The sequence below is a fragment of the Streptomyces sp. PA03-3a genome (genome assembly GCF_033792735.1).
Taxonomy (GTDB): Bacteria; Actinomycetota; Actinomycetes; order Streptomycetales; family Streptomycetaceae; genus Actinacidiphila.
The window spans coordinates 184,018-204,316 of record NZ_JARAVM010000002.1 but is presented as its reverse complement, the minus strand read 5'-3'; the positions used below and the strand labels follow the sequence as shown (position 1 = coordinate 204,316).

At 74.7% G+C, this 20,299-nt stretch carries 16 protein-coding genes; 8 read left to right on the top strand and 8 right to left on the bottom strand.

Annotated features, from left to right (window positions below; genetic code table 11):
• Nucleotides 1-7: 7 nt before the first annotated feature.
• Nucleotides 8-916 (bottom strand): GNAT family protein, encoded by a 909-nt coding sequence (locus tag PV342_RS03110; RefSeq protein WP_500315754.1) that lies wholly within the window; start codon nt 914-916, stop codon nt 8-10.
• Nucleotides 917-1,154: 238 nt separating this feature from the next.
• On the opposite strand from PV342_RS03110, the gene PV342_RS03105 reads away from it, so the two are divergent.
• On the top strand, nt 1,155-1,709 hold the full coding sequence (locus PV342_RS03105) for an FHA domain-containing protein (RefSeq protein WP_326571930.1): 555 nt from the start codon (nt 1,155-1,157) through the stop codon (nt 1,707-1,709).
• Nucleotides 1,710-1,729: 20 nt separating this feature from the next.
• Here the strand turns inward: PV342_RS03105 and PV342_RS03100 are convergent, their stop codons facing one another.
• The 4 genes from PV342_RS03100 to glgX all read right to left on the bottom strand — a co-directional run bounded on the left by PV342_RS03100 (nt 1,730) and on the right by glgX (nt 7,536).
• Complete coding sequence (locus PV342_RS03100) at nt 1,730-2,272, bottom strand: hypothetical protein (protein WP_386987117.1); 543 nt, start codon at nt 2,270-2,272, stop codon at nt 1,730-1,732.
• A gap of 44 nt (nt 2,273-2,316) precedes the next feature.
• Entirely contained in the window at nt 2,317-2,799 is a 483-nt protein-coding gene (locus tag PV342_RS03095) for a VOC family protein (protein WP_400795789.1), read from the bottom strand.
• 156 nt (nt 2,800-2,955) lie between these two features.
• Complete coding sequence (gene treY, locus PV342_RS03090; RefSeq protein ID WP_400795792.1) at nt 2,956-5,364, bottom strand: malto-oligosyltrehalose synthase; 2,409 nt, start codon at nt 5,362-5,364, stop codon at nt 2,956-2,958.
• A gap of 51 nt (nt 5,365-5,415) precedes the next feature.
• A complete protein-coding gene (gene glgX, locus PV342_RS03085) occupies nt 5,416-7,536 on the bottom strand; it encodes a glycogen debranching protein GlgX (RefSeq protein ID WP_386987109.1) in 2,121 nt (706 codons plus the stop codon).
• A gap of 234 nt (nt 7,537-7,770) precedes the next feature.
• On the opposite strand from glgX, the gene PV342_RS03080 reads away from it, so the two are divergent.
• The 4 genes from PV342_RS03080 to PV342_RS03065 all read left to right on the top strand — a co-directional run bounded on the left by PV342_RS03080 (nt 7,771) and on the right by PV342_RS03065 (nt 12,245).
• Nucleotides 7,771-8,613 carry a Tat pathway signal sequence domain protein gene (locus PV342_RS03080; RefSeq protein WP_500315753.1) on the top strand — a complete coding sequence of 281 codons (843 nt, stop codon included), beginning with the start codon at nt 7,771-7,773 and terminating at the stop codon, nt 8,611-8,613.
• A gap of 19 nt (nt 8,614-8,632) precedes the next feature.
• On the top strand, nt 8,633-9,925 hold the full coding sequence (locus PV342_RS03075; RefSeq protein WP_500315752.1) for a copper amine oxidase: 1,293 nt from the start codon (nt 8,633-8,635) through the stop codon (nt 9,923-9,925).
• 124 nt (nt 9,926-10,049) lie between these two features.
• Complete coding sequence (locus PV342_RS03070; protein WP_018563178.1) at nt 10,050-11,297, top strand: DUF5919 domain-containing protein; 1,248 nt, start codon at nt 10,050-10,052, stop codon at nt 11,295-11,297.
• 234 nt (nt 11,298-11,531) lie between these two features.
• Nucleotides 11,532-12,245, top strand: a complete 714-nt coding sequence (locus PV342_RS03065; RefSeq protein ID WP_018563177.1) for a 3'-5' exonuclease — start codon at nt 11,532-11,534, stop codon at nt 12,243-12,245.
• Here the strand turns inward: PV342_RS03065 and PV342_RS03060 are convergent.
• Nucleotides 12,226-13,869: a PQQ-binding-like beta-propeller repeat protein gene (locus PV342_RS03060; protein ID WP_500315751.1), complete on the bottom strand. Its 1,644-nt coding sequence runs from the start codon at nt 13,867-13,869 to the stop codon at nt 12,226-12,228. The genes PV342_RS03065 and PV342_RS03060 overlap by 20 nt on opposite strands.
• 57 nt (nt 13,870-13,926) lie before the next feature.
• On the bottom strand, nt 13,927-14,787 hold the full coding sequence (locus PV342_RS03055; protein ID WP_386987096.1) for a phosphotransferase enzyme family protein: 861 nt from the start codon (nt 14,785-14,787) through the stop codon (nt 13,927-13,929).
• A 33-nt stretch (nt 14,788-14,820) separates the two neighbouring features.
• Between PV342_RS03055 and PV342_RS03050 the strand changes: the two genes are divergently transcribed.
• The 3 genes from PV342_RS03050 (at nt 14,821) to PV342_RS03040 (ending at nt 16,618) form a co-directional block, all read left to right on the top strand.
• Nucleotides 14,821-15,186 (top strand): hypothetical protein, encoded by a 366-nt coding sequence (locus tag PV342_RS03050; protein ID WP_386987093.1) that lies wholly within the window; start codon nt 14,821-14,823, stop codon nt 15,184-15,186.
• Between the two features lie 167 nt (nt 15,187-15,353).
• Nucleotides 15,354-16,253, top strand: coding sequence for a hypothetical protein (locus PV342_RS03045; protein WP_500315750.1), 900 nt, complete (start codon nt 15,354-15,356; stop codon nt 16,251-16,253).
• A 65-nt stretch (nt 16,254-16,318) separates the two neighbouring features.
• Complete coding sequence (locus PV342_RS03040) at nt 16,319-16,618, top strand: YciI family protein (protein ID WP_400795817.1); 300 nt, start codon at nt 16,319-16,321, stop codon at nt 16,616-16,618.
• Nucleotides 16,619-16,631: 13 nt separating this feature from the next.
• Here PV342_RS03040 and PV342_RS03035 read toward each other — a convergent pair whose 3' ends face one another.
• Nucleotides 16,632-20,267, bottom strand: coding sequence for a CHAT domain-containing protein (locus PV342_RS03035; protein ID WP_500315749.1), 3,636 nt, complete (start codon nt 20,265-20,267; stop codon nt 16,632-16,634).
• Nucleotides 20,268-20,299 lie beyond the last annotated feature (32 nt).

The window sequence follows — 20,299 nt, the reverse complement described above, 5'->3', positions numbered from 1 at the left end:
TTGGGGGTCACACCAGGTTGACGCGCTCCTGGGAGACCGGATAATCCGCCTTGGCGAAGTGCGCCGCCATGGGCGCGTTGGTCTGGTCGGTGGCGGCGGCGATCTTCTCCGCCCCGTGACCGACCAGGTCGTGCGTGCACTCGACCAGCAGGTCGTAGGCGTAGCCGTGGCCGCGCTGCCCGGGCAGCACGCCGATGAAGCCCACGCAGAATCCGCCCGGATTCCGCCCCGGCACATGGATGCCGGCGAGCTCGCCCTCGGGGGTGTACGCCAGGCGCCACCACTCGCGGGGCGACTGGAGCCAGTTGAGGAACTCCAGTTCCTCGCGGGCGGCCGCGTCCGGGCCGTGCAGCCGCACCATGCGGCGGGTGTGGGCGTCGAGGCTGCCGACCCCGATGCGCTTGAGCACGTCCAGGACCACGGCGTCGTCCGGCTCCGGCCGGTACTCCAGTCGTCCGGTGCGCTCCGGCAGCCCGCACTCGGGGGTCCAGGTGTAGCGGTAGCGCTCGACGACCAGCTCCATGCCGGAGACGATCGCCGCGTCGATGCGGGTCTGGGCGGCCTCGCGCACCTCGCGCCGGTCCCGCCAGCCGGGCGGCAGCAGCAGTTCGTACTCGGCCTTGAGCGGTGCCGTGCGCAGCAGCCGTACGGCCGCGTCGGCGTCGGTGAAGTCGAACCAGTCCAGCGCGATCGGCTTGTCGTCGGTGGGAGCGGCCCACCACGCGGCGCGGGCGACGACGGTGCCGTCGCGCAGGGCCACCCACGTCCAGTCGGGGCGGTACTCGCCGCCCTCGTCGGTCATGGCGTAGGGGTGGCCCATCAGGGAGCGGCCGACCAGGCCGTCGTCCTCGGGGACCAGGGAGTTGAACAGGTGGGACTCGCCCGCGGCGAGCGGGCGGAAGACCAGATCGGTCATGAAGGTGAAGTCCTCACGGGAGAGCGGTGCGCTCCCGGTCAGACGGGGTACGCCCTGCGGACGACGGGGCGGGAGCGCGGAACGTTGAACAGGTGCATGGCTTCCGCCTCCTTCCTCGGTCAAGGGCGTGCGCCCACCGTAGCCAAGCGGGCCACGAGGCGTCCAGGCAATTTACGGTGCCGCCGCACGGGCCGCACCTTCTGGACACCCCGCCCTCCGCGGCCCGACAATCACGCAGGTGAGCTATGAGTTCCCGACGCACCCGCCGCGTCCCACCGACGCCGAACGCGAGCGCGCCATCGAGGTACTTCGCGAGGGTGCCGTCGACGGACGGCTGTCCCACGACACCTTCGTGCGCCGTATGGGACTCGCGCTCGAGGCCCGGCACTCCGCCGATCTGGCCGCACTCATCGCCGACCTGCCGCCACCGCAGGGCCGTTGGGCGAGGCTGACCGGCTCGATCGTCCGCGCCGTCACCAAGACCTCGGCCTTCCGCGCCCGCATGAGGCTCGCCTGGGCCGTCCAGCAGCTGCCGCCCCTGCTGCTGCCCGCCCCCGGCCCCTTCCCGGTGCGGATCGGCCGGGACCTGTCGTGCACCTTCCGGCTGAGCCACTCCTCGACCTCGCGCTTCCACGCCGAGCTGAGCCACGAGGGCGGCCTGTGGGTGCTGCGCGACCTCGGCTCGATGAACGGCACCTGGGTCAACGGCCACCGGGTCATGGGCGCGGCCGCCGTCCGCCCCGGCGACCAGGTTACCTTCGGGGCGATGAGCTTCCGTCTCACCACCGCCTGAGCCCCGGGCCACGGCGCGGCTCACGGCCCGAACATCGGCTCGTAGGTGTCGTAGGGTCCGTCGCCCTCGCCCGTGTACGGCAGGAAATCCGGCGCCGTGCGGGCCGCCGTCGTCCGCAGCCGGGCGACGACCTCCTCGACCGGAGGGGGCGTCAGCCCGAGGGCCGCGACCAGCTCGGCGCGTTCGCGGTCCAGGTCCGGTTGGTCCTCGCGCGCCTCGGCGTCCAGCTTCTCCGGGGAGAGCCCCGAGTCCACGTCACGCCACCACACCGGGCAGGAGACGATCAGCTCCACCGCCTCGGGCAGGTCCGCGCCGATCAGCGCCGCCTGCCCCTCGGAGTCCGCGTACACCACGGGCCGCTCTGCGTCGCCGGGTTCGCCGCACAGGTAGAACGTGCCGCCGGCGGCGTCGCCCGCCATGGGGCGCATCGCGAGGCCCGAGGGCAGGCGCAGCTCGTCGATCGGGTCGCGCCTGGTGATGTCGAAGTCAGCGGTGCGGGTGAGGCCCGAGGCCGCGACCGGGTCGTTCTCGATGCGGGTGAGCAGGGCTTCCGAGGCGTCCATGGCAGGACGTTAACAGCGGGGTCCGACAGTCCGGTCCGCGTCGCTCAGGCCGTGCGGGACCGCGGTGCCGCCTCCCGGCCGCCCGCGAGGCGCAGCACCTGCCCGCGGAACGGCGGCGGCCCCTCGTCGGCGGTGGCGAAGCGCAACTCGTGGCCGTCCGGGTCGCGCAGTCGCGGGAGGAGCCAGCCGCGGGTGGTGCGGACGACGGCGCCGTGCGGTTCGCCGAGCGCGTCCAGCCGGGCCGCCAGCGCCTCCAGCGCCGGGAGGTCCGGGACGCCGAGGGAGAACCACGCGAAGCCCGCGGAGGCGGCCGCGAGGGCGGGGTCGTGGCGCAGGCACAGCACGGGCCCGCCGCCGGGGTGGGCCATGGCGACGCCGGCGAAGGCGCCGCCCTCCGTGAACTCCGCGATCCTGTGGTGGCCGAGGACCCGCTCGTACCACGCCTGCGACCGGGCCGGATCGCCGACGGGCAGCGTGAGGTGGTGCACCCCGGCCAGACGCGGGATGAAGGGAATATCGGTATACATGCGGCATACCGTACAGCGCGTCCGGTCGTGGGACGCGGGGCGGAAGCGGCGTGCCGAGGGGCGGCCGACGGGCGCGGTTGACGCGCCGTCAAAAACCCGTCGCCCCGCGCCCCGTCGGGTGACCCCGCGCACCGGACCGTCTTCCGCCCCGAGGCGTCACTCGTCCACGTCGCGCACCAGCAGGCCCACCGGCAGCCGCTCCAGCAGCTCCGCCAGCGGCACCACGGCATGGAACGGACGGCCCGTCAGCACCTCCGTCCACACCCCCTCCGGCAGCACCAGTTCCGAGCCGCGCCAGCCACCCGCGTCCGCGAGCCGTCGCGACAGCCGGGTGACGACCGTGAGCGCCCGGCCCCCGCGGACGAAGGCCACGCAGTGCTCCCTGGCCGGGCCGCGCGCGTACAGCGGCTCGTACGAGGCCTGCGGGCCGGTGAACCACTGCGGGCGCGCCCGGCGCAGGCGCAGGGCGAACTGCGTCACCCGCCGCTTCTCGCTCACCTCGCCCTCGCCCTCGCCCTCGGCCGTGCCCGGGTCGTACGGATGGCGGTTGGCGGGGTCGACGAGCAGCAGCTGCCGCTCCTCGTCGCCCTGGTAGACGTCGGGCACGCCCGGCATGGTCAGGTGCGCCAGGTGAGCGCCGAGGACGTTGACGCGTTCGGGCCCGCGCAGGGCGCGGTCGATGCGCTCGGTGGCGAAGGCGGCCGGTCCGCCGACCAGTTCCCGGACGAAGCCGGTCATGTCCCGCTCGTACTCGGGCTGCTGCTCGGTCCACGAGGTCCGCAGGCCCGCCTCGCGCTCCGACTTGAGCATGGTCGCCGCCACCAGGTCGGCCGCGCCGGGGTCGCAGAAGACGGCCGCGTACTGCCAGGCCTGGTACTCCACATGGCGCTCCGGGCACGGGATTCCGCGGTGCTCCAGGTACTCCCGCAGATCCGCCGAGACCTCGCCCAGCCAGTCGGCCCACTCGCCGGGCAGCTCGCTCAGCGCGGCGAGCCGGGCGCGGACGTCGGCGCTGCGCTTGGTGTCGTGGGTGGAGCGCACCGTCCCGGTGAGCGGCCAGTCGCGCAGCAACCGCTCGCAGAAGGCGTGGAACTCCTCGGGCGAGGTGGCGGGGCGGTCCGGCTCCCGGCCGACCTCGTTGAGGCTGAGCAGGGGGTGGTAGCGGTAGAAGGCGGTGTCCTCGGCGGACTTGGCGCGCAGCGCCGAGGAGACCTGGGCGAAGCGCACCGTGAAGTCCGCCGCGGCCTGGCCGCCGCCCCGGTGGCGGCCCAGGGCCAGGTCGCACACCGTCCCGGCCGCCGGGAGCCCGGTGGCGCCGGCGGCGGCCTCCAGCAGCGCGGTGTCCTGAGCGTCCGCGGGCTGGCCGGGGACGACGTACGGGCGGTAGCGCGGCAGTCGCACGAGCGTCGCCTCGAGGGCCTCGCGCAGCGCGGTGGGCTCCAGCCCGGTGGCGCGGGCGGCGGAGCGGGTGAGCCGGTCCACCTCGGCCGCCAGGTCGTGCGTGACGATGTGCTCGGCGGCGGCCCGTACGGTCGGCGGCCACTCGCCGCCCGCGTCGGCGGGGGCGGCGGTGAACCCGCGGTAGCAGCGGGTGATCTCCTCGACGCCCGCCGGGTCGGTGAACAGCCCGTCGAGCCGGTCCAGGGCGTCGTAGCCGGTCGTACCGGAGCAGGCCCAGCCGGCCGGCAGCCGCTCGTCGCCGGTGAGGATCTTCTCCACCACCGTCCAGCGGCCGTTCGAGGCGTCGGCGAGCCGCCGCAGGTAGCCGGCGGGGTCGGCGAGGCCGTCCGGGTGGTCGATGCGCAGGCCGTCGGCGACGCCCTCGTCCAGCAGGCGCAGCAGGGTGGCGTGGGTGGCGGCGAAGACCTCGTCGTCCTCGACGCGGACCGCGATGAGTTCGGAGATGGTGAAGAAGCGCCGGTAGTTCAGCTCGGTGCGGGCCTGCCGCCACCAGGCGAGCCGGTACCACTGGGCGTCGACCAGCGCGCGCAGCGGCAGCTCCTCGGTGCCGGGGCGCAGGGGGAAGGCGTGGTCGTGGTAGCGCAGCACCCGCTCGCCGGCGGCGCGGTCGCGTTCGACGCGCAGGTCGGGCAGTACCTCCTCCAGCGGGCCGCCCAGCACCGGCAGCAGCAGCCGGTCGCCCTGCGCCGCCCAGTCGACGTCGAACCAGCGCGCGTACGGGGATCGCGGGCCGTCCCGCAGCACCTCCCACAGTGGCCGGGCCAGGTGCTCGGGCGCGGGTACGGCCATGTGATTGGGCACCACGTCCAGCACGAGCCCGAGGCCGTGCGCGCGGGCGGTGCGGGCCAGCGCCCGCAGTCCCTTCTCGCCGCCGAGTTCCTCGCGCACCCGGGTGTGGTCGACGACGTCGTAGCCGTGCGTGGAGCCCGGAACGGACTGCAGCACCGGGGAGAGGTGCAGATGGGAGACGCCGAGCGCCGCCAGACGGGGGACGACGGCCTCGGCCGCGGCGAAGGGGAAGTCGGGCTGGAGCTGGAGCCGGTAGGTGGCGCTCGGAACGGAGGGGACGACAGCGGTCGGCGGGGTCGCGGCGCTTTCTGTCATGGAGGACTGACTACCCCGCCGACCGGTACGCCCATCACATCGGGCGGCCGGTTACGCCGGGCGCTGCAGGACCACCATGCTCCGGTCGGCCAGCCGCAGCCGGTCGCCCTGGGTCACCTTGCGCCCCGAGCCGGGGGCCACGCCCTCCGGGCGCTGGGTGTCCACGACCACCTGCCACTCCTTGCCGTGGTTGACCGGGACCACGAAGTCCAGCGGTTCGTGCCAGGCGTTGAACATCAGCAGGAAGGAGTCGTCGCCGATGCGTTCCCCGCGGTCGCCGGGCTCGGAGATCGCGCTGCCGTTGAGGAAGACCACCAGCGCGTTGGCCTGGGCCTCCTGCCAGTCGTCCTGGGCCATCTCCTCACCCTCAGGGGTGAACCAGGCGATGTCCGAGAGCTCGTCGTGCGTCCCCTCGACCGGCCGGCCGTGGAAGAAGCGGCGGCGCCGGAAGACGGGGTGGTCGCGGCGGAGCCACACCATCTGGCGGGTGAAGTCGTGCAGCCGCTCGGTGTCCGCGTCGCCCTCCTTGGGCCACGAAACCCAGGCCAGTTCGTTGTCCTGGCAGTAGGCGTTGTTGTTGCCCTGCTGGGTGCGGCCGAACTCGTCGCCGTGGGCGAGCATCGGCACGCCCTGGGAGAGCATCAGGGTGGCGATGAAGTTGCGCATCTGGCGCTCGCGCAGGGCGAGCACGTCCTCGTCCTCGGACTCGCCCTCGGCGCCGCAGTTCCACGAGCGGTTGTGGCTCTCGCCGTCCCGGTTGTTCTCGCCGTTGGCCTCGTTGTGCTTGTCGTTGTACGACACCAGGTCGCGTAGCGTGAAGCCGTCGTGGCAGGTCACGAAGTTGATGGAGGCGAGCGGCCGGCGGCCGTCGTCCTGGTAGAGGTCGGAGGAGCCCGTCAGCCGGGAGCCGAACTCGGCCAGCGTGGCCGGTTCGCCGCGCCACAGGTCGCGCACGGTGTCGCGGAACTTTCCGTTCCACTCCGTCCACAGTGGCGGGAAGTTGCCCACCTGGTAGCCGCCCTCGCCGACGTCCCAGGGCTCCGCGATCAGCTTCACCTGGCTGACCACCGGGTCCTGCTGCACGAGGTCGAAGAACGAGGAGAGCCGGTCCACTTCGTGGAACTGCCGGGCCAGGGTCGCCGCGAGGTCGAAGCGGAAGCCGTCGACGTGCATCTCGGTGACCCAGTAGCGCAGCGAATCCATGATCATCTGCAGGACGTGGGGGCTGCGCATCAGCAGCGAGTTCCCCGTGCCGGTGGTGTCCGTGTAGTAGCGCGGATCCTCGGCCAGCCGGTAGTACGAGGCGTTGTCGATGCCCCGGAAGCACAGCGTCGGCCCCAGGTGGCTGCCCTCGGCCGTGTGGTTGTACACCACGTCGAGGATCACCTCGATGCCCGCCCGGTGCAGCTCGCGCACCGCCGTCTTGAACTCCAGCACCTGCTGGCCGCGGTCGCCCATCGAGGCGTAGGCGTTGTGCGGGGCGAAGAAGCCGATGGTGTTGTAGCCCCAGTAGTTGCGCATCCCGGCGTCCACCAGGCGGTGGTCGTGGACGAACTGGTGGACCGGCATCAGCTCCAGCGTCGTGACGCCCAGCTCCGTCAGGTGGGAGATCACCGCGGGGTGGGCGAGCGCCGCATAGGTGCCGCGGATCTCCTCCGGCAGCTCCGGGTGGAGCATGGTCAGGCCCTTGACGTGGGCCTCGTAGATGACGGTGCGGTGGTAGTCGATGCGGGGACTGCGGTCCTCCGCCCAGTCGAAGTAGGGGTTCACCACCACGGAGGTCATGGTGTGCGGCGCCGAGTCCAGGTCGTTGCGGGACTCGGGCTCACCGAAGCGGTAGCCGTACACCGCCTCGTCCCAGTCGATCGTCCCGCTTATCGCCTTCGCGTACGGGTCCAGCAGCAGCTTCGCGGAGTTGCAGCGGTGGCCCCGGGTCGGTTCGTGGGGGCCGTGGACGCGGAATCCGTAGCGCTGACCGGGCATGACGCCCGGGAGGTACGCATGGCGGACGAAGGCGTCCGCCTCGCGCAGCTCGACGGCGGTCTCCGAGCCGTCGTCGTGCAGCAGACACAGCTCGATCCGTTCCGCGGTCTCGGAGAAGACCGCGAAGTTGGTGCCGGCGCCGTCGTACGTGGCGCCGAGGGGATATGCCTGACCCGGCCAGACCTGCATGTCGTCGACTCTTCCACTTCTTCGCCGGGCGCCGGTAGGCCGCACCCCGGCCACATCGGTGCCGAAAGGGCATCGTCACGCAATCGGGCCCCTCCCGGTATGGAATCGCCAAGATCTTCCCCGTTACGGGTGTCCCGCTTCCCCTGCCTGCCGCAAGAATCCACCGTCCCGGGGCAACCTGTGCCGTCGAGGTGCCGTCGATACGAGTGACGGTACGACACAGGGGAGACCTACGTGACGGATCAGGGGGAAAGCCGTTCCTCACCGCGAAAGGGAGGGCTCGGGCGCGGAATCAGGCGCGCCCTGTGGGGCGCCGGCGCTGCCGTCGCCGCCACGGCGGTGATGATCGGGCTCACCCTGCCGCGTGACGCCTCCGGCGACGACCACTCCACGACGGGCGGCCCCGCCGCCGCGCCGGGAGCGCCGGGACGGCAGGACGCGGGCAGCGGTGATGCGACGGAGAACGAGGCGCCCGAGGGCGTACACCAGAGCGGTCTCGGGCCTCTGACCAAGGCCGAGGTCGACCGGGCGAAGTCCATAGCCCTGCACCACCGCGACGCGCTGCGCAGCGCGCGGGACGTGGACGGCGGGCGCGGCCCGGAGTACCTCGACACGGACCTCGCCGAACCGGCCGACGCCACGGGGGCGCGGACCGACCGGGCCAGACGGGTCGAGGTGCTCTTCTACGACTACGGGCACGACCGGCTCGTGAAGAGGACCGTCGACCTGACCTCCGGCACCGTCGAGCGCACCGACACCGCCACCGGCCTGCAGCCGCCGCCCTCGAACGACGAGACCAGGCAGGCCGCGGCCCTGCTCATAGGGGACGCCCTCGGCGCGGGGCTCCGCGCCGACTTCACGGCCGCCACCAAGGGCCGGGACCTCACCTCGCCCGGCCAGTTGCGGCTGCGCGGCATCGCCTTCAACACCGCGGAGCAGTCCGCCCCCGCCGGTCTGGCCAAGTGCGGTCGGCACCGGTGCGTACGGCTGTTCACGCAGGTGAAGGACGGGCCGTGGATCGACACGACCAATCTCGTCGTCGACCTCAGCGACCGCACCGTCGGCCGGATCCACTAGGAGCGGAGACCCAGAAACGATGCGCACCACCCATGTGCGCCGGGCCCTCGGAACGGCCTCGGCGCTCCTCCTCCTGCCCGCGCTCGTCGCGGGTTCCACGACCGGCCGGGCCGTCGCGGCCCCGCGGGCCGGCACGGCCGCCGCAGTGGACTGCGGCACCGCCACCGCCCTCTCCAGGACCCTGCCCAACGGCACCGGCTGGAGCATGTGCTGGCGCATGAGCGGCACCAAGGGCCTGGTCCTGGAGAAGATCGCGTACCGGCCGAGGAAGGAGCCGCAGCCCCTCAAGGTGCTCAACTCCGCCGCCCTTGCGCAGGTCAACGTCCCGTACGACTCCGGGCTGACCGAGTACAACGACCTGTCCGACATCGGCTTCGGCAACACCGCGGTCGACATCGGCCCCGAGGAGTGCCCCGGCGGCACCCTCAGCGCGGCCTACGTCCCGCAGCAGGAACGCGCCGTCAAGGCGCTGTGCGCCACCACCGCGCCGCGCGGCCACGCCTACCGCAGCGACGTGTACGACGAGGACGGCACCGCGAAGAAGTACACCGCTCAGGGAAGCGACCTGGTCGTCTTCTCCGTGTCCCAGCTCGGCTGGTACGAGTACGTCACCCAGTGGAACTTCTCCGACGACGGCACCATCACCGCGGGGGTGGGCGCCACCGGCGACCTCTCGCCCGGCGACTACAGCGGCGAGGGGACCGGCTGGCCCATCGGCAAGGGCCGTCACGACCACTCCACCAGCCACTACCACTCGGTCTTCTGGCGGCTGGACTTCGGCCTGGACGGCGCCGACCGGGCCGGGGTCGAGCAGTACGACACCAAGAAGGCCGGCCGGGGCGCCGGCTCCGCCGTCCTGAAGACCACCAGAACCCCGGTCACCAAGGAGCTCGCCGCCGACTCCGCGCTGCGCCGCTGGTGGCGGGTGGTCTCCACGGCCGGGAAGAACGCCGACCGGCATCCGCGCTCCTGGGAGCTGGTCCAGCAGCACTCCGACCGGTACGACGCCCACGCCTACACCTCGAAGGACCTGTACGTCACCCAGTACCGGGCCTGCGAGCGACTGGCCAGCGGCAACAGCGACCCGGCCTGCCGCGGCCGGGGCACCTCGGTGGACAAGTGGGCGAACGGCGAGGCCCTCACGCACCCGGTGATGTGGGTCAACGTCGGCTTCCACCACATCCCGCGCGACGAGGACCAGACGCCCATGCCGATCCACTGGCAGGGCTTCCGGCTCGCGCCGCGCGACGTGACGGCCATGAGCCCGCTCACACCGGACGAACTCTCGGGCCGCAACGGACGGGGACAGTGACCGTCCGGCCCCGTCGGACCCGGTAAGCATGTGGTGAAGTAGCGTCGTTACGGCTGCACCGCCTCCCGCCCCGCAGTACCCTTCCTTGATCGTGGACGGGGGCGGGAAGGCGGGTGCAGTCGTGATGTCGGGAGGTCTGGTGCTCCCCGGTGGTGGTGATCAGGGGGACCCGGGCGGCGGCATCGGCGAGGCAAGCACCGGTACGGCCGCCCTCGCACTGCCGTTGGAGATCGGAGCGGAACTGGACTGGGGCGCCGACGAGTGGGCAGAGGTGCGTACCCGCGCACGGCGCGCCGGACGGGCGTACGTATGGCTCAATCTCGTCGAACAGCGCCTGCGCGCCGTCGTCAACGCCGTGCTGCGCCCCATCTACGAACCCGTGCACGGCGACGAGTGGGTGGTGGCGGCCGCGGGCCCGGCCGGTCACGAGTGGGTGCAGCGGGCGGCCGCCGTGCGCGAGGTCAGCCGGCGCAAGGGCTTCCTGCTCGACCCGGCCGACGACAACATCCTCAGCTTCCTGACCCTGCCGCAGCTGCGCGAGCTCGCCGTCCAGCACTGGCCGTGCTTCGAGCCCTACCTCGACGACCGCCGTGAGCTCGAACTCGCCCTGGACGAGCTGGAGGTGGCCCGGCACGTCGTCTCCCGCAACCGGGCCCTGTCCCGCACCGTCCTGGACCAGGCCGAGCGGGCCGCCGCCCGGCTGCTGGACGTGCTCGGCTCCGGGCCCGGCTACCCCTCCGCCGAGCGGCTGCCCGTGGACGCCGTCGAGGAGCTCGTCGCCGACCGCTACGCCGACGTCGTCGGCGTTTATCCCGACCGCGTGCGGCTGCAGCGGCAACTGCCCGCCGAGGACCTGTTCGGGAGCGCGCGGCGGCTCGACGCGGTGGGCATCGGGCTCAACCTGCTCGTGCAGAACTACTCCGGCAAGCGGCTGGTGCGGCTGGCGGAGTCCGGCTGCCGGGTGCGGCTGCTCTTCCTCAACCCGGCCAGCAGCGCCGTCCGCCGGCGTGAGCGCGAACTCGGGCTCGGCCGCGGCGAACTCAGCCGCTCCGTCGAGATGAACATCATGCACATGCGGCGGGTGCGGGCCCGGCTGCGGGACACCGCCGCGTTCGAGATCCGGGTCTTCGACGAGACCCCGCGCTTCACCGCCTACCTCGTGGACGGCGACACCTCGGACGGCATCGCGGTCGTCCAGCCCTATCTGCGCAAGGCCCGGGGCATGGAGGCGCCGGTGCTCATCCTGCGCGGCGGGCCGCGGGAACTCGTGCAGACCAGGGCCGGCGAGACCCCGGAGGCCGAGCACGGGCTGTTCGAGATCTACCGCGAGGAGTTCGAGGGCGTCTGGGCCGACTCCCGTCCGGTCTCCTGACGGCCCGGTGGCCGGCCCCGGCGGACGGCCCCGGGCGGGCCTCTCCCGCAGCCCGGCCGCAGCAGTGTCAGTGGCGCGCGGGATGATGGAGCGACACACGGGGGAACAGCGGGAAGGACGTACGCCAATGGGCATGGGACGACGCCGGGCAAGGCCGGCCGGCACCGGACGGAGGAGGACCGCGGGCATCCGCCCGCGCGGCGCGGGGGACGCCGCGGGCACGGGGGCCGCGCGATGAGCTGGATCAGCGACGCGCTGGTCGCGTTCGACCTGGAGACCACCGGCACCGACGTCGAGACCGACCACATCGTCACCGCCGCCGTCGTCCGGCTGGAGGCCGACGGGGCCGTCTCGCACGAGCGCACCTGGCTGCTCGACCCGGGCGTCGCCATACCCGAGCAGGCGTCGGCGATCCACGGCATCTCGACCGCCCACGCCCGCGCGCACGGTGCCCCGGCGGGCACGGCGGTCGGCGAGATCGCCCACGCCGTCGCCGAGGTGCTGCGCTCGGGCACGCCGCTGGTGGTGATGAACGCCCGCTACGACCTGTCGCTGCTCGACCGCGAATGCCGGCGGCACGGCGTCGCGTCGGTCGGCGAACGGCTGGGCGGTGTGCCCGCGCCCGTCATCGACCCGCTGGTCATCGACAAGCACGTCGACAAGTACCGCAAGGGCAGGCGGGCCCTGCAGGCGCTGTGCGCCCACTACGGGGTGGAGTTGGAGGGCGCGCACGACGCGCGGGCCGACGCGGTGGCCGCGGCCCGCGTGGTGCGCCGCATGGGGGAGCGGCACGAGCCCGTCGGCCTGATGGCGCTGGCGGACCTGCACGCCCTTCAGGTCCGGGCGGCGGCCGAGCAGTCGGCCTCCCTCCAGGCGTACCTGCGGCGCACCGCCGACCCGGCGGCCGTCGTCGAGCAGGCCTGGCCGGTCATTCCCCGGCCGAGGTGACCGAAGGTCCCCGCGGAGAGGCCGGGGGCGCCGTGTCGCAGTCGAGGATCCGCCCGTCCACGGTGCCGACCAGCAGCCTGCCGGCACCGGCCGCCGCGAGCGACAGGGGCACGACCACGTGCCCGTCGACGCGCAGCCGGTGCCGTCCGCGCTGACCGCCGGTCCGCGCGTCGAGCAGCACGACCTCCCCGGACCGGTGCGCGGCGTAGACGGTGTCCTCGTCCGCGTCCAGGGCCGTGACCGGCTCGTCGGCGGCGAACACCCACTCCGGTGCGCCGTCCGGAAGCCGGCGCCGCACCACGAAGGCGTTCCGCGCGAGCGTCTCCTCGTCGTCGCGGACCACGGCGGCCTGCGCCAGCGCGCTGCCGTCGAGCTGGACGGCCGGGCCGGGGAACAGGTGCGAGCCGCGCCCGGTCTCCCAGTCGAGGGCGAAGAGCCCGCGCAGCGCGGGCTCCGCGCCCGGCTGCCCGTCGGCGAGCGCGCAGACCCACGCCCGGCCCCGCGGCACACCGTGGAGATCCCGCACGAACAGCGGCTGCGTGCCGCGCCGCAGGCGGAAGTCGCTCGCGGTCAGCGTGAAGCGCGCCAGCTCCGTGCCGTCGGACGCGAGGAGGCGGCTTCGGCCGCCCCGCTGGTCGTGCGAGCCCTCCCGGATGACGAGCCGGCCGTCGCGGCTCGCGGTGAACGTCACGGCGTGACCCGGGTCGAAGGCCTCCAGGGAGCGTCCGTCCGCCAGTGACAGCCGCTCGACCAGCGTGCCGTGGCCCTGCCACCCCGACCCGGCCGGGCGCACGGTGTGCAGTACGTTGACCCAGGCCGACGCCTGGTCGGCGCCGACGTGGATCTGCCGTGCGCCGTCCAGGTCCGGGACGGCCCACTGGAGATCCCCCGACGGCAGCCGGCACTCCAGCCGCGTGCCTTCGGCCGTGGCCAGCACCCGGCCGTCGCCGAGCACCTCGACCGCCCGCACCTGGCGGCGCGGTTCCCACGCCCTCCCCACGGCGTTGCCGTGCTCCGTCAGCAGGGCCCGGGCGCGGCTCCGGTCCAGCGGCCCCTCGTACCGGACGCGCGGGCCCGTCACCTCGCGGTACCCGACGGACCGAGGGGGCACCGCCCGCCAGTCGTCACGTTCCAGTACGGACTCGAAGCCGTGGCTGAAGGCGTGCTCGTAGTCCTTGTCCTCGGGCGAGACCACCAGGCGCAGCTGCCGCTCGTCCAGCCACCGCACGCAGGTCACCTGCCGGCCGCCGTCGAGGAGCGGCTCGACCCGGCCCGACTCCACGTCCATGAGCAGCAGTTGCCCCTCGAAGTCCCAACTGCCGTCGTAGCGGCCCACACCCACGGCCACCAGCGGGAGCGTCGGGTGGAAGGCCGCCGACATCACCGGCCACGGGCAGTCGTGCACATGCAGGCAGCGCAGGTCCCGCGCGTCGTAGACGCCGACGCGGTACCGCGGCCAGCGGTCGATCGGAGCCCGTCCCGAGGCCGGCCAGTGGATCCATCCCAGGTCGCCGCCCACGACGAGGCGTCCCAGCCGCTCGTCGGCGACGGCGACGTCCGGTACGCCGATCTCGGCGAAGGGCCGGTCACCGAGGACACGGCGGACGATCGACGAATCCGGCATGGACACCGCCCTGACTGGAGGAGTGCCCATCCTCGCAGCCCGGGCGGCGCCAAGGGGTCAGAAGGGGTACCAGCGCACCGACGGATCGCCGTCCCGCAACGAGGCCACCCGCCGGCGGAACTCCGCGAGCGCCGCCGGGTTGCCCGGCGCGTGCTGCGCCACCCAGGCGCAACTCGCCGTCTCCCGCGCGCCGCGCAGCACCGCGCAGCCGGCCCACTCGCGCACGTCCCAGCCGTAGGCGGCCGTGAAGGCGTCGTAGGCGTCGGGGGCGAGGCCGTAGCGGTCCCTGCTGAGCGCCATGACGACGAGGTCGTGCTCGCGCAGATCGGCGGAGAAGGTCTCCAGGTCCACCAGGACCGGACCGCCCGGTCCGACGTGCACATTGCGCGGCAGCGCGTCGCCGTGGACGGGCCCCGGGGTGAGGTGCGGGACCAGCGCGGCCGCGGCGGCGGCGAAACCGTCCCTGCGTTCCCGCAGATACGCGGCGTCCGCGGGGTCGACCGCCGTTCCGGCCAGCCGCAGCCAGCGCTCCACGCCGTCCAGCAGGTCGCGTGGCGGCAGGGCGAAGTCCGGCTCGGGCAGGGCGTGCACGAGCCGCAGCAGCGCGGCGAGGTCGGCTGGCTCCGCGGGCCGTACGGCGTCCGGCAGCCGCTCCCAGTACGTGACCGGGTGCCCCTCCACCAGCCGGGCCTCCGGCGCCGCCGCCCCGACGGCCGGAACGCCGTGCGCGGCCAGCCAGGACGCCGTGCGCACCTCGCGGGCGGCCCGGTCCAGCAGTTCGGGACCGCGGCCGACCTTCGCGACGGTCACGCCGTCCGCGAGCTCGAACACCGCGTTCTCGCCGAGCGCGATCAGCCTCGCGCCGTCCTGCCCGTCCGCCGCGAGCACGGCCCGGGCGAGCTCTTCGGTGAACGCCATACGGCAATGATCGCAGATCAGTAGGCTGGCCCGGTGACCGAGGAAGACGTCATGGCCTTCTGCGAGATGCTGCCGCGGCTGCGCCGCGCGGCGCGTGCCGCGAGCGCCGACCCGCACGACGCGGACGAACTCGAGGCCGTCACCGAGACCGTGCGGCGGGGCGCCGGCGACATGCAGGCGGTCACCGACCTCGGGCACCGGCTCGGCGTCCGGGTCGTCGACGGCCGCACCTACGCCGGCGGCTACTCCCAGGTGCCCGGTACGACCGGCGGGGGCGGCGGCATCCTGCGCCACCGCTGCCCGCGCGGCCTCTGCGCCCGCAGCGAGGACCCGACGGCGTCCGTCACCACCCCGCGCTGCGAGATCTGGGACGCCGAACTGCGGCCCGTCTGGTACTAGACCCGCCGTGCGGGTCCCCGCGGGGGAAGAGGAGGGGTGTCCGGTGTGCGCAGCAGTAGAGCGCGGAAGCCGGCCGGTGCCGGCGGCCGGCGCGCCAGGGCCTCGGGGCGGACGCGCGCGCCGGGCGGCGCGAGGCCGCAGGGATCCGGAAGGCGGGTCGTAGCGCGGTGGCGGGTCTGCTGGACGAGATCGGCGGGAAGCTCGCCGAGCGCTGGGTCTCCCTGCTCGCGCTGCCCGGGCTGCTCTTCCTCGGCACCGCCTGGGCCGCCCATGTGCTGGGCGGCGGGCGGCCGTTCGATGTGGGCCGCCTGCTGCGCGAGGTCGAGCGCTACGCGGACTGGACCGACGCCCACGGCGGGGCGGGGCTCTTCCTGGCCCTGGCCGCCGTGCTGCTGCTCGCCGTCGTACCGGGCCTGGCGGTGCAGGCCCTGGCCCGCGCGGTCCAGGTGCTCTGGCTCGGGCCCTGGCCCGGCGGGGCGGGAGAACGGCTCGTGCGCCGCCGCCGCGCCCGCCGTGAACGCGCCGACGCGGAGGTCGTCGCCCATCTGCGGAACCACGAACGCGACGGCGACGAGGCCGAACTGGCCGCCGCCCGCGCCGCCGAGGCGCGCCGGGACCGGATCGCGCCCCTGCCCCCGGCCCGTCCCACCCGCATGGGCGACCGGATGCACGCCCTGGAGCACCGCGTCGGCGCGTACTACGCGGTGCCCTTCACGGCGGTCTGGCCGCGTCTGTGGCTGGCGGCGACGGAGGCCGACCGCAGGGAGATCCGTACGGCGGCCGGTGCCTTCGAGGCGTCCACCCGGCTGTGCGGATGGGGCCTGCTGTACGCGGCGCTGGCCTGCGCCACCGGGTGGTGGCCCGCCCTCGTCGCGGGCGCCGTGGTCGTCCTCGCCGCCTGGTGGCTCGGCCGCGAACGGCTCTTGGCCCTGGCGGACCTCGCCGACGCCGTCGTGGACCTGCGCCTGCGCTCCGTCGCCCGCGCGGTGGGGATCCCGGTCCCGCCGGGGCCCGTCGCCCCGGCGACCTGGCGGGAGCTCGACCTGGTGCTGCGCCGCCGCCGGTGAGCGCGCCCCGGGGAACGTCGGCACGATGCGCCGGGCCGCCCGGCCCGCCAGGAGATCGGACGAGGATGCTGCACCTGCTGTTCCTGACGTACACCGGACGGGAAGAGGACGCCGGCCCGTTCGTCGCCGCCCATGTCGCGTTCCTGGAACGCCACCACCGCGCCGGCACCTTTCTGCTCTCGGGTCAGACGGTGCCCTCGTGCGAGGGCGGCGTGATCCTCGCCCGCGGGGCGGACCGCCAGGCCGTCGAGCGGATCGCCGCGGAGGACCCCCTGGTGACCGCGGGGGTCGCGGTGTACACGGTCACCACCGTCGACCCGGCCCGTGTTCATCCGGTCCTGGCCGGGCTGCTCGGCGGAGCCTGACGTCCCGTCGCGCTCAGCGGCCGATGTGGACGAAGGGGGCCCAGGCCGCGGGGGAGCGGGCGTAGCGGGTGCGCAGGGCGCGGACGACGTGGTTGAGGACGCGGCCGGTGTCCGCGGGGGCGACGGCGCCGGGCGCCGGGGCGCGGAGCGCGGCGTACAGGCGGGCGGCCAGGAGCGCGGAGACCGCGTCGTCGGCCTCCCACAGGGCGCCGACGACCTGGGGGTAGCCCGCGGTCTGGAAGGCGGAGGCGAGGTGGACCGCCTCGTCGGGCAGGTGCCCGGTGCGGGCGGTGTGGCAGGCGAGGAGCACCGCCAGTTCGGCGTAGAGGAGTTCCTGCCGGGAGACGTCCCCGGCGCTCAGCGGCCCGCCGTGCAGGAGCAGGCGGCTGGCGGACGGGTCCTGCGGGTCGCTGACGCCGTGGCAGGCGAAGTGCACCCAGCGCGCGGTGCGCAGGGCCGCCAGGACGCGTTCGGGTGTGGCCGCCTCGCCCTCGAGGGCGCGTACGCCGCCCAGCGCGTCCTCGATCGCGGCGATCTCACGGGCCGAGGTGCCCGCCGAGCCCGCCGTGCCGGTGGGCCGGCCCACCGCGAGCAGCCGTCCCCCGGTGCGGCCGGAGGAGATCCGCCGGGCGTGCCGCAGGGCGCGCAGGGTGGGGGTGTAGGAGGAGGCCACCCGGTCCAGGACGGTCCGCCCGTCGGGCAGCTGGTGCTTGCGCTGGAGCCCGGCGGCATGCAGCGGCAGGTATGCCAGGGGCCCCGAGGCCGACCACCACAGCCGGGGCGCGGCCGACGCGGGGGCGTCCCCCGGGAGCGGGCGGGTGAGGCCCAGGGCGGTGAGCACCGGTTCGGCCACCGTGCGCCAGAGCCAGGCGAGGGTGTCCAGCACCAGTTCGCGGGCGCGGTCGTGCTCTTCTTCGGGCGCGCTCCGCGGGAGGTTCACGGCCTCCAGGAACTCCCTGGCCCGCAGGGCGAGCTGTCCCTCCGTCAGTTCCCGCAGCGGCACGGAGAAGATCCGCTCCCGGGTGACGACGACCGCGTCGCAGCGCAGCCGGTCCACGTTGACCGCGACGACCGGCCCCTGTGCGGCCACCTCCCGCATCTCCCGCTCCGTGGGCGGCATCAGGAACCCCTCGAAGCCGGCGGTGCCGCGGACGCGCATCAGCAGCGCCTCCCACTCGGCGGCCGCGACGTGCCGTTCCATGACGTCCTCGCCCGCGTCGGCCCGCCGCAGCCGTCCCCCGAGCGCGGAGAACTCCCGGGCCAGCAGGGGATGCGCCGCGGACAGCGCGGTCAGGTCGGCGCGGGCCTCCAGGTCCTGGCCCATCAGCACCGCCCGGCTCTGCTCCAGCAGCGCCAGCGCCTGCGCGGGCCGCCCCGCGGCGAGCGCCGCGGCGCAGCCGGTCCGGCCCAGGCTGGTGCCCGTCAGCGGGTCCGGCCGGCCCGCCCCCTCCGGGTCGCCGCCGTCCGTCCGCGGGTGCGCCATGGCGTAGCGGCGGCCGAGCAGCGCGCCGCCGACGTAGGCCCGGCGGTCCTGCCGGGTCAGGGCGCGCGAGGCCACCGACGGCAGGGTCTCCAGGGCCCGCGCCGCCGCGTCGGCGGCGGCCGCCCAGTCGTGGTGCTCCAGCGCGTCGGCCATCGCGATGCGCGCCACCTCGAACCGCAGCGCCGGCATCTCGCCGCCGGGCTCCGCCGCGAGCGCGACCTCGGCCGCCCGTGCCGCCCGCCGGTCCCCGCGGACCGTGGCGTCGGTGTAGTCCGCCCAGTGGCCGTAGGAGGCCACCATCCCGCCCAGCAGGTCCGTCAGGCCCGGGGTCCGCTCCACGCGCCGCGAGGCGTCGACGATCCTGCGGCGCGCCTCGGCGGACAGGGCGGGGTCCTGGGTGAGCCCTGCGAGGTTGGTGAGCGCGTTGGCGTACTCGGCCTCGCCCGCGGCGCGTTCCGGCGCGTCGTCGGGCAGCCGGTCGAGCGCCGCGCGCAGTTCCGCGCAGCAGGCGCGGAGGGCCGCGGAGTCCATGGCGAGCACCGCCCGCATGTGCTGCCAGGGCGCCGAGGCGAGGAGCAGACGGGCGTGCTCCGGGGAGCCGTGGGTGAGTTCGGCCAGGACGCGGTCGCCCAGCGCGGCCGCCTCCTCGATCACGGCCGGGTCCTGGTCGGCCGTGTAGCGCATCGCGATGAGCGCCATCAGCAGGCTCGCCGTCTGGGCCCGTTCGGGGCTTCCGGCCTCCGTCCGCTCCAGTGCCTCGCGCAACCGCCGCTCTGCGTCGGCGAGGAAGGCGGGATCGATGCCCTGGGGTGTGCCGGGACCCTTGGCCATGGCCCGCAGCAGGGGCTGCAGTTCGGGAGGGACGGGGAAGGCCGAGGTGAAGCGCGTCAGGAGGTCCTCGCCCGCGTCGTCACGCGCGTCGTCACCCGGTTGCGGCCCGGGCACCGGCACCGGCGCCGGCTCCGGTTCGGGAGCGGGGCCGGCCCGGACGTCGTCCCGCGGCAGGGGCGTTCGCAGGTGCACCGGCGGCAGCGCGGGCGCGAACCGCACCATCATCGGCAGGAAGCGGGTCGCCACCGGGCCCAGTGCCCGCGGCAGGAGCCGCATCCTGCTGCGGAGTTCGCCCACCGCTGCCGCCTTCTGCGCGATGTGCGGAAGCAGCGGATGGCCCGGCGGCAGCCGTTCCCGGAGCGCGCGCAGCATCCGCTCCGCCTCGGCGGCGTCCGCGACCTCCCAGGCGACGACCGCGCGGGCGGCCAGCAGCGAGGCCGCGTTCACCTCGTAGGCCCCGTCCTGGTCCGGCAGTCCCTCGGCCCGGTACGCCTCCAGGTGGGCCATCGCCTCGTCGATCGTCGCCCGGGCCGGTGCCCAGGGCAGCGTGCACATCAGCGCCACCGCCAGCGCGAAGTGGACGCCGCGCACCTCGTGCCGGTCCCGGAGCCCGCCCATGGTGCGCCCGCTCGCGGCTGCCAACGCCAGTCGCCCGGCCTGTACGGCGATGTCCACCGCCTCCCGGTCCCTCGGGTGAGCCCGGACCTGCGCGACTCCGGCGAGCACCGCCACCCGGCCCGCGTCCGGGGCGTCGACGTGGCCGGGGGTGACCGCTTCGAAGGCCTCCCGGGCGCGCGCCCACAGCACCGGCAACTCGTGCGTGGCCCCGCACTCGTAGCGGACGAGGGCGCAGTGCGCGAGCCGGGCGAGCAGCCCGGGGCGGCTCAGATCGTCCGGGGGCAGCGTCGCCAGCAGCTCCGCCACCCTGTGCTCCAGGGGGCCCGCGGGCCGGAACGGCTGCTGCGCGGGACCCGACGGGTAGACGGCCGCCACCGCCACGAGGTCGTCGGGCGAGCGGTGCTGGGTCTGCGCCGCCAGGTGATGGCGGACCTCGGGGGCGGTACGGAAGTCGCCGTACACATGCGCAAGGGTGCGGTCGGCCAGCTGCAGATGCAGGACGAGCCGGGCGCGCGACGGATCCTCGCGGGCCGCCGTGTCCAGGCCCAGCACCGTCAGCGCGAGCGCGGCGGCGGCCGGGGCCCGACCGTCCCCGCCCCGCCACGATTCCCGCAGCAGGCCCTCCGCCGCCTCGAGCAGGCTTGCGGGCGTCGTGCCGGCACCGTCGACCAGGCGCGCGGTGGCCGGCGGCTCCGCCAGCCCGAAGCGCGTCAGCATGCGGTCCACGGCCCCCCGCGCGTCCCCCACCA

Excerpts from the sequence above, each read along its gene's own strand:
- PV342_RS03110 (WP_500315754.1), bottom strand. The coding sequence starts at position 916 with ATGACCGATCTGGTCTTCCGCCCGCTCGCCGCGGGCGAGTCCCACCTG.
- PV342_RS03100 (WP_386987117.1), bottom strand. The coding sequence starts at position 2,272 with ATGGACGCCTCGGAAGCCCTGCTCACCCGCATCGAGAACGACCCGGTC.
- PV342_RS03095 (WP_400795789.1), bottom strand. The coding sequence starts at position 2,799 with ATGTATACCGATATTCCCTTCATCCCGCGTCTGGCCGGGGTGCACCAC.
- treY (WP_400795792.1), bottom strand. The coding sequence starts at position 5,364 with ATGACAGAAAGCGCCGCGACCCCGCCGACCGCTGTCGTCCCCTCCGTT.
- glgX (WP_386987109.1), bottom strand. The coding sequence starts at position 7,536 with ATGCAGGTCTGGCCGGGTCAGGCATATCCCCTCGGCGCCACGTACGAC.
- PV342_RS03075 (WP_500315752.1), top strand. The coding sequence starts at position 8,633 with ATGCGCACCACCCATGTGCGCCGGGCCCTCGGAACGGCCTCGGCGCTC.
- PV342_RS03070 (WP_018563178.1), top strand. The coding sequence starts at position 10,050 with ATGTCGGGAGGTCTGGTGCTCCCCGGTGGTGGTGATCAGGGGGACCCG.
- PV342_RS03065 (WP_018563177.1), top strand. The coding sequence starts at position 11,532 with ATGAGCTGGATCAGCGACGCGCTGGTCGCGTTCGACCTGGAGACCACC.
- PV342_RS03060 (WP_500315751.1), bottom strand. The coding sequence starts at position 13,869 with ATGCCGGATTCGTCGATCGTCCGCCGTGTCCTCGGTGACCGGCCCTTC.
- PV342_RS03055 (WP_386987096.1), bottom strand. The coding sequence starts at position 14,787 with ATGGCGTTCACCGAAGAGCTCGCCCGGGCCGTGCTCGCGGCGGACGGG.
- PV342_RS03040 (WP_400795817.1), top strand. The coding sequence starts at position 16,319 with ATGCTGCACCTGCTGTTCCTGACGTACACCGGACGGGAAGAGGACGCC.
- PV342_RS03035 (WP_500315749.1), bottom strand. The coding sequence starts at position 20,267 with ATGCTGACGCGCTTCGGGCTGGCGGAGCCGCCGGCCACCGCGCGCCTG.